At 60.8% G+C, this 6,380-nt stretch carries 9 protein-coding genes; all 9 read right to left on the minus strand.

Translation table 11 applies throughout. The features are described from left to right. Positions 1-67 precede the first annotated feature (67 nt). Complete coding sequence (locus tag B7L09_RS19210; RefSeq protein ID WP_094470177.1) at positions 68-391, minus strand: DUF3392 domain-containing protein; 324 nt, start codon at positions 389-391, stop codon at positions 68-70. Between the two features lie 22 nt (positions 392-413). Then, the gene (gene hemW / locus B7L09_RS19215; RefSeq protein WP_094470178.1) at positions 414-1,619 is read right to left on the minus strand and encodes a radical SAM family heme chaperone HemW; all 1,206 of its coding nucleotides are present in this window, start codon (positions 1,617-1,619) and stop codon (positions 414-416) included. Next, positions 1,616-2,212 carry an RdgB/HAM1 family non-canonical purine NTP pyrophosphatase gene (gene rdgB / locus B7L09_RS19220; RefSeq protein WP_094470179.1) on the minus strand — a complete coding sequence of 199 codons (597 nt, stop codon included), beginning with the start codon at positions 2,210-2,212 and terminating at the stop codon, positions 1,616-1,618. The genes hemW and rdgB overlap by 4 nt, the downstream gene beginning before the upstream one ends. Next, positions 2,209-2,643 (minus strand): DUF4426 domain-containing protein, encoded by a 435-nt coding sequence (locus B7L09_RS19225; RefSeq protein ID WP_094470180.1) that lies wholly within the window; start codon positions 2,641-2,643, stop codon positions 2,209-2,211. The genes rdgB and B7L09_RS19225 overlap by 4 nt, the downstream gene beginning before the upstream one ends. Positions 2,644-2,669: 26 nt before the next feature. Further along, entirely contained in the window at positions 2,670-3,290 is a 621-nt protein-coding gene (metW, locus tag B7L09_RS19230; protein WP_094470181.1) for a methionine biosynthesis protein MetW, read from the minus strand. Between the two features lie 7 nt (positions 3,291-3,297). Then, positions 3,298-4,437 carry a homoserine O-succinyltransferase MetX gene (gene metX, locus B7L09_RS19235; RefSeq protein ID WP_094470182.1) on the minus strand — a complete coding sequence of 380 codons (1,140 nt, stop codon included), beginning with the start codon at positions 4,435-4,437 and terminating at the stop codon, positions 3,298-3,300. Between the two features lie 183 nt (positions 4,438-4,620). Continuing rightward, the gene (locus tag B7L09_RS19240; protein ID WP_094470183.1) at positions 4,621-4,917 is read right to left on the minus strand and encodes a DUF167 domain-containing protein; all 297 of its coding nucleotides are present in this window, start codon (positions 4,915-4,917) and stop codon (positions 4,621-4,623) included. Continuing rightward, entirely contained in the window at positions 4,917-5,504 is a 588-nt protein-coding gene (locus B7L09_RS19245) for a YggT family protein (protein ID WP_094470184.1), read from the minus strand. Before B7L09_RS19245 ends, B7L09_RS19240 begins: the two co-directional genes overlap by 1 nt. A gap of 24 nt (positions 5,505-5,528) precedes the next feature. Then, complete coding sequence (gene proC / locus B7L09_RS19250; RefSeq protein ID WP_094470185.1) at positions 5,529-6,347, minus strand: pyrroline-5-carboxylate reductase; 819 nt, start codon at positions 6,345-6,347, stop codon at positions 5,529-5,531. Positions 6,348-6,380 lie beyond the last annotated feature (33 nt).

Below are 6,380 nucleotides of genomic sequence, written 5' to 3' on the forward strand. Positions count from 1 at the left end.
ATGTTGAANNTGATGGCCTNATCGCGGGCAAGCCCGCTCCCACAGGTGNTGTGTTTTNGTCTTGNNATCAGCGNCGGTCTGCCACAACGCCAATCAACACCAGCACCACCACCAACACCGGCGCCAGGCTGTAGTTATTGAACTGGCTCAGCCCGCGCACTATCCACGGTGTGGCGTAGATCAACGCTGCGCCGCTGCCGATCATGCACACCAGCGCCATCAACGGCACGCGCAACGCACCGGCGATGCTGCCCAGGCGTTGGTCGACCCAGCCTTTGATATCGGCGCCAAACAACACCAGCAAGCAGCCGACAAGAGCCAGGGCGATTTCCGACAGGTTGCTACGGCTCCAGCGGGAGACGGTGGCGAGCAGGTCGAGTATCAAATCCATTCGTTTTCCCCTAAGGCTGAAATCAGCTCAGAAATGTTTGCAGCAAGTCATTGAGAAACAGCTGTCCGCGATCGGTCGCCGCCAGACGTGACGGTTCGACCTGCAACAGGCCGCTTTGTTCGGCGACCCGGCGGCCTTCGGCGAGGCTGTCCAGGCTCAGTCCGGTGCGTTCCGGATACAGTCGCGATTCGACGCCCTCGGTCAGCCGCAACGCGTTCATCAGAAACTCGAACGGCAGTTCTTCATTGGTCAGTTCTTTCGCGCCGGCCTGGAAGCTTTTTGCCGGGTTGAGATAGTCCTTGGGCGCTCGGGTCTTCCACGTGCGCACGATGCGCCCGTCTGGATGGCTGAGCTTGCCGTGGGCGCCCGCGCCGATGCCGATAAAGTCGCCGAAGCTCCAGTAGTTCAGGTTATGCCGCGCCGGGCGACCCGGTTGGGCATAGGCCGACACCTCATATTGCGCGTAACCGTGTTCGGCCAGCAGCGCCTGGCCAGCTTCCTGAATGTCCCACAGCATGTCGTCTTCCGGCAGCACGGGCGGCTGGTTCCAGAAGACGGTGTTTGGCTCCAGCGTCAGCTGATACCAGGACAGATGCGTCGGCTTCAGGGCGATGGCCTGGCGCAGGTCGCTCAACGCGTCGTCCAGCGACTGATCCGGCAAGCCGTGCATCAAGTCCAGGTTGAAGTTGTCGAACCCGGCCTGACGCGCCATGCCTGCAGCACGCACCGCTTCGTCGCCGTTGTGAATTCGCCCCAGGGCCTTGAGCTTTTCTTCCTGAAAACTCTGGATGCCGATCGACAGGCGATTGATGCCCAGCTCGCGGTAGGCGACGAATTTCTCTTGCTCGAACGTTCCCGGATTGGCTTCCAGGGTGATTTCGATGTCGCTGGCGAACGGAATCCGCTGCTCGACGCCTTTGAGCAAACGGCCCAAGGCCTCGGCGCTGAACAGGCTCGGCGTACCGCCNCCAAAGAAGATCGAGCTCAGTTCACGGCCGTAAACCGCATGCAGGTCCTGATCAAGGTCGGCCAGCAGCGCGTCCACATACTCTTCTTCCGGCAGCACGTTGCTGGCCGTGTGGGAGTTGAAGTCGCAATAAGGGCATTTGCGCACGCACCACGGAATGTGGATGTACAGCGCCAGGGGCGGCAGGTGGGGGAGCGCCGCCCGAGGCGAGGGGGCGGCACCGCCGAAAATCAGCGGTGACGCGGATGAGTCGTGGGTCATATCAGGCCTAGACGCTGGCGCAGCAGATCCATTGCACGGGCGCGGTGGCTGATGAGGTTCTTTTCGCTCGGGCTCAGCTCGGCGCTGGAGCAATCGCGCGACGGCACCCAGAACAGAGGGTCATAGCCAAACCCATGCTCGCCGCTGGCCGCATGCAGGATGCGCCCGTGCCACAGGCCTTCGCACAGGATCGGCAGCGGGTCATCGGCATGCCGCACCAGCGCCAGCACGCAGACGAACTGCGCGCCACGCATCGCGTCCGGCACGTCCTTGANNGCATCGAGCAGTTTGGCGTTGTTCGCCGCATCGCCCTGGCCATCCGCGTAACGAGCCGAATAGATACCCGGCGCACCGCCAAGGAAATCCACCGCCAGCCCGGAATCGTCGGCCAGCGCCGGCAGACCGGAGATGCGTGCAGCATTGCGGGCCTTGAGGATGGCGTTCTCGACNAACGACAGGCCGGTTTCTTCCGGCTCGACCTGGCTGAACTCGCCAATCGAGCGCAGTTGCACGGACTCACCGAGCATGGCCTGGAGTTCTTTGAGTTTGCCGGCGTTATGGCTGGCCAGTACGAGTTGCGTGAAGTTCATCATTCGCCGGGGAAAAGCTCTTGGTTGAAATTGATGGTGTTGATTTTATCGCCGTTCTGCACCTTGATCTCGAAGGTGCGGATTTCCTGCTGATCCACCGGGAACTGGGCGATGTAGTAGATCGCGCCTTGTTCGGTGATCTGTTTGAATTTCAGCGGCACGCTTTGGCTGGTCAGGTCTTTGACCGTACCACTGACTTGAGCCATCAGCGGTTTGCCTTCCTTGATCACCGAAACGTTGATCACGCCTTGGTTCTTGCTGCGGGTGAGCTCCGCGGCTTTGGCGATATCAGGGGTCAGGAAGGTCGAGTTGAAGGTGTTGTAATGCACCGTCACATCACCAAACTTTTCCTGACGATCACCTTTGATGATGTCGGCGGCCATGGCCGTGACGCTCAGGCAGGCAGTAAGTACAAACAGCGCTAGACGACCCATGATCGTTCTCCTTGGAATGTCGTGGTTCAGACCGCGATTTTGTGATCCTGCAACCCAGGGCTGCTGACGCGGTAAATACCGATTTCACCTAATAGATTAGGCCATAGCTTACTGGCCCACCCGTGGCGGTGTTGTTGATCGACAGCAAGGCGGTTGATCACCTTGGCTTCACGCTCGCCGCACAAGGCTTCGAAGTCTTCGAAGGTGCAGAAGTGGATGTTTGGCGTGTTGTACCACGTGTANGGCAGAAACTCGGACACCGGCATCCGGCCCTTGCTCGCCAGGTACCAGCGGCAGCGCCAGTGACCGAAGTTGGGAAAGGTGATGATGCACTGGCGACCTACACGCAGCATTTCGTCGAGGATACGGTCTGGGTAGTGCACCGCTTGCAGGGCTTGGGTCATCACTACGATATCGAAGCTGTTGCTGGCAAAGTTGCCCAGGCCCTTGTCCAGGTCCTGCTCGATCACGTTGATGCCCTTGGCCACGCACTGGGCGATGTTGTCCGGGTCGTTTTCCAGGCCATAGCCGGTGACTTGCTTGTTGTCGCGCAGCCAGCTCAGCAGTTCGCCATCGCCGCAGCCAAGGTCGAGCACGCGGCTGCCGGCGGGGATCCAGTCTTGGATGATTTCCAGGTCGGCTCTCATGGCGTTCTCACAGGGCTATTCGGTTCATGTAGTTGCTGAAGGCTTGCAGGTAGCGCGGGATCGGAATCAGGAAGGCATCGTGGCCTTGCGGTGCATCGATCTCCAGGTAGCAGACGTCTTTGCGGGCGGCCATCAAGGCGTCCACCAGCTCTCGGGAGCGGGCCGGCGAGAAGCGCCAGTCGGTGGTGAACGACATCACGCAGAACTTGGCCGTGGCGCCCTCGAAGGTTTTCGCCAGGTCGTCGTCATGGTTCGCGGCCGGGTCGAAATAGTCCAGGGCCTTGGTCATCAGCAGGTAGGTGTTGGCGTCGAAACGCCCCGAGAATTCCTCGCCCTGATAACGCAGGTAGCTTTCCACCTGGAACTCGACGCTGTGGAAGTCGTAGTTGAGCTTCTCGCTCTTGAGCCCACGGCCGAATTTTTCGCCCATGGAGTCATCGGAAAGATAAGTGATGTGCCCGACCATCCGCGCCAGCATCAAGCCGCGCTTGGGAATCACGCCCGCTTCCTGGAACGAACCGCCGTGGAACTCGGGGTCGGTGAGGATGGCCTGGCGCGCCACTTCGTTGAACGCGATGTTCTGCGCCGACAGTTTTGGTGCCGAGGCGATTGCCAGGCAGTGACGAATGCGATCAGGGTAAGTGATGCTCCATTGCATCGCCTGCATGCCGCCGAGACTGCCGCCGATCACCGCGGCCCATTGTTTGATGCCCAGCAGGTCAGCGAGGCGGGCCTGGCTGTGTACCCAGTCTTCCACGGTCAGTACCGGGAAATCCGCGCCGAATGGCTTGCCGGTTTCCGGGTTGAGGCTGCTCGGGCCGGTGGAACCGTTGCAGCCGCCAAGGTTGTTCAGGCTGACCACAAAGAACGTGTTGGTGTCGATGGGCTTGCCGGGGCCGATGCAACTGTCCCACCAACCGGGCTTGCGCTCGTCAACACTGTGGAAACCGGCGGCGTGATGATGGCCGGACAGGGCGTGGCAGATCAGCACGGCGTTGCTCGCCGTGGCATTCAACTGGCCGTAGGTTTCGTAGATCAGGTCATAGGCCGGCAGCGAACGGCCACAGGCCAGGGCCAGCGGTTCGCTGAAGTGCGCCACTTGGGGCACGACCAGTCCAACAGAATCGGGGGGGAAGGCAGCTGGCATCGACCCTGCTCTCGTTTAAATGAGGCGTAAGTCTAAAGACCGCTGCCCCTAGCAGCAAGCAAAGGGCTGGCCTGATTTCATTCAGTTAGACCGAGGTGTAACCATCGCGGGCAAGCCCGGCTCCCACAGGGGAATGCGTACCCCTGTGGGAGCGTGGCTTGCCCGCGAAGAACGATAACGCGGTTAACCTGCCGGACGCAGCAGATCCGGTAAATCCGGCAGCTTCTTCGGCGAACAGATCCGCACCCGCTTCTGCCGGTTCAGCTCGCCGCTGACCAAGCTGACCTGACTCTTGGACACCCCAAACGCCTTGGCCAAAAACGCCATCAGATACGCATTGGCCTTGCCTTCTACCGGCGGCGCCGTGAGGCGAATCTTCAGTCGATCCCCGTGCAGCCCGCAGAAATCATCGCTGCGGGCTGCCGGTTGCAGGTGACATTCCAGAATCAGGTCGTCACCGTCCCAGCGAAAGTAGCTCATCAGATCAGGCCGAGCAGTCCCATTGGCATGAGGGCGAAGTTCGCAAGGCGCGGGATCAGCCAGCTTTGCAGCAACTGGATCGCGATAAACGCGAAGATCGGCGAGATATCCAGGCCGCCCAGGTTGGGTATCAACCGACGGAACGGTGCCAGCACGGGCTCGGTAATCTGGGCAACCAGCTCAGCACCCGGGCTGCGGCTGCCAGGTGCGACCCACGACAGAATCACGCTGATGATCATCGACCAGAAAATAATATTCAAAAACAGCGAGAAGAGCGCGATCAGGGCCCACGGCACCAGGAACAGCCAGTCGACCATGAAGCCTTTGAGCAGCAGGATCACCGCGATCAGCAGCATTTGAATGATCAGCGCCAATACCAGTGACGACATGTCCAGCCCGAACATGCTCGGGATGACCCGGCGCAGCGGCTTGAGCAGCGGTTGGGTNGCCTTCACCACGAACTGGCACAGCGGGTTGTAGAAGTTCGCCCGCACCAGTTGCAGGATAAAACGCATCAGCACGATCAGCAGGTACAGGCTGCCCAAGGTCTGNATTATGAAAATGGCAGCGTCATTGAGTCCAAGCATCATTAATTCCTTTGTAAGAGCTGATTAGCGGCCAAGTTGCTCAGCCATCTCGGCCGAACGGTGCGCAGCGGCGCCGAGTGCTTTTTCCACCAGCGCTTCGAAGCCGCCGGCCTGGAACGATTTGATTGCCGCTTCCGTGGTGCCCGCAGGGGACGTCACGCGACGACGTAATTCAGCGGCGTCGACATCGCTGGCAACCGCCATGTGCGCGGCACCCAGCGCGGTTTGCACCGTCAGTTGGGCGGCGATGTCCGCAGGCAGACCGAGTTTCACGCCGGCGGCGGTCATGGCTTCGATCAGCAGGAAGAAGTAGGCCGGGCCGCTGCCGGAGACGGCGGTGACCGCGTCCAGTTGCTGTTCTTCGTCGAGCCACAGGGCAATGCCGACCGCCGACAACAGCTCTTCGGCGTGCTGGCGTTGCTCAGCGTTGACTTCGGCCGTNGCGTACAGGCCGCTCACGCCCTGGCGCAGCAGCGCCGGGGTGTTGGGCATGCAGCGCACGATTGGCTGGGCACCCAGCCAGTTGTTCATGCTGGCGCAGGTGATGCCAGCGGCAATCGATACCACCAGTTGATGCGGTTGCAGGCTCGGGCGCAGGCTTTCGCACACGGCTTTCATGGCTTGCGGCTTCACCGCCAGCACCACCACGTCAGCGTCTTGAATGGCATCGGCATTGTCGGCGAATACTTCAACGCCATGTTCAGCCTGCACCTTGGCGCGGGTTTCGGCGCCCGGGTCGCTGGCGCGGATCTGTGCGGCGTCCAGGCCTTTGGCGCGCAGGCCGCCGATGAGGCTGGCGGCCATATTTCCGGCACCGATAAAGGCAATACGAGTCTTGCTCATGTCAGGTCCTTATAAAGAGAGGTGTCAGCCATT

The sequence above is a fragment of the Pseudomonas mandelii genome, assembly GCF_002251635.1.
Classification (GTDB): domain Bacteria; phylum Pseudomonadota; class Gammaproteobacteria; order Pseudomonadales; family Pseudomonadaceae; genus Aquipseudomonas; species Aquipseudomonas mandelii_B.

Bases quoted from the DNA above. Each gene is read 5' to 3' on its own strand.
- B7L09_RS19225 (WP_094470180.1), bottom strand. From the start codon at position 2,643: ATGGGTCGTCTAGCGCTGTTTGTACTTACTGCCTGCCTGAGCGTCACG.
- metX (WP_094470182.1), bottom strand. From the start codon at position 4,437: ATGCCAGCTGCCTTCCCCCCCGATTCTGTTGGACTGGTCGTGCCCCAA.
- B7L09_RS19240 (WP_094470183.1), bottom strand. From the start codon at position 4,917: ATGAGCTACTTTCGCTGGGACGGTGACGACCTGATTCTGGAATGTCAC.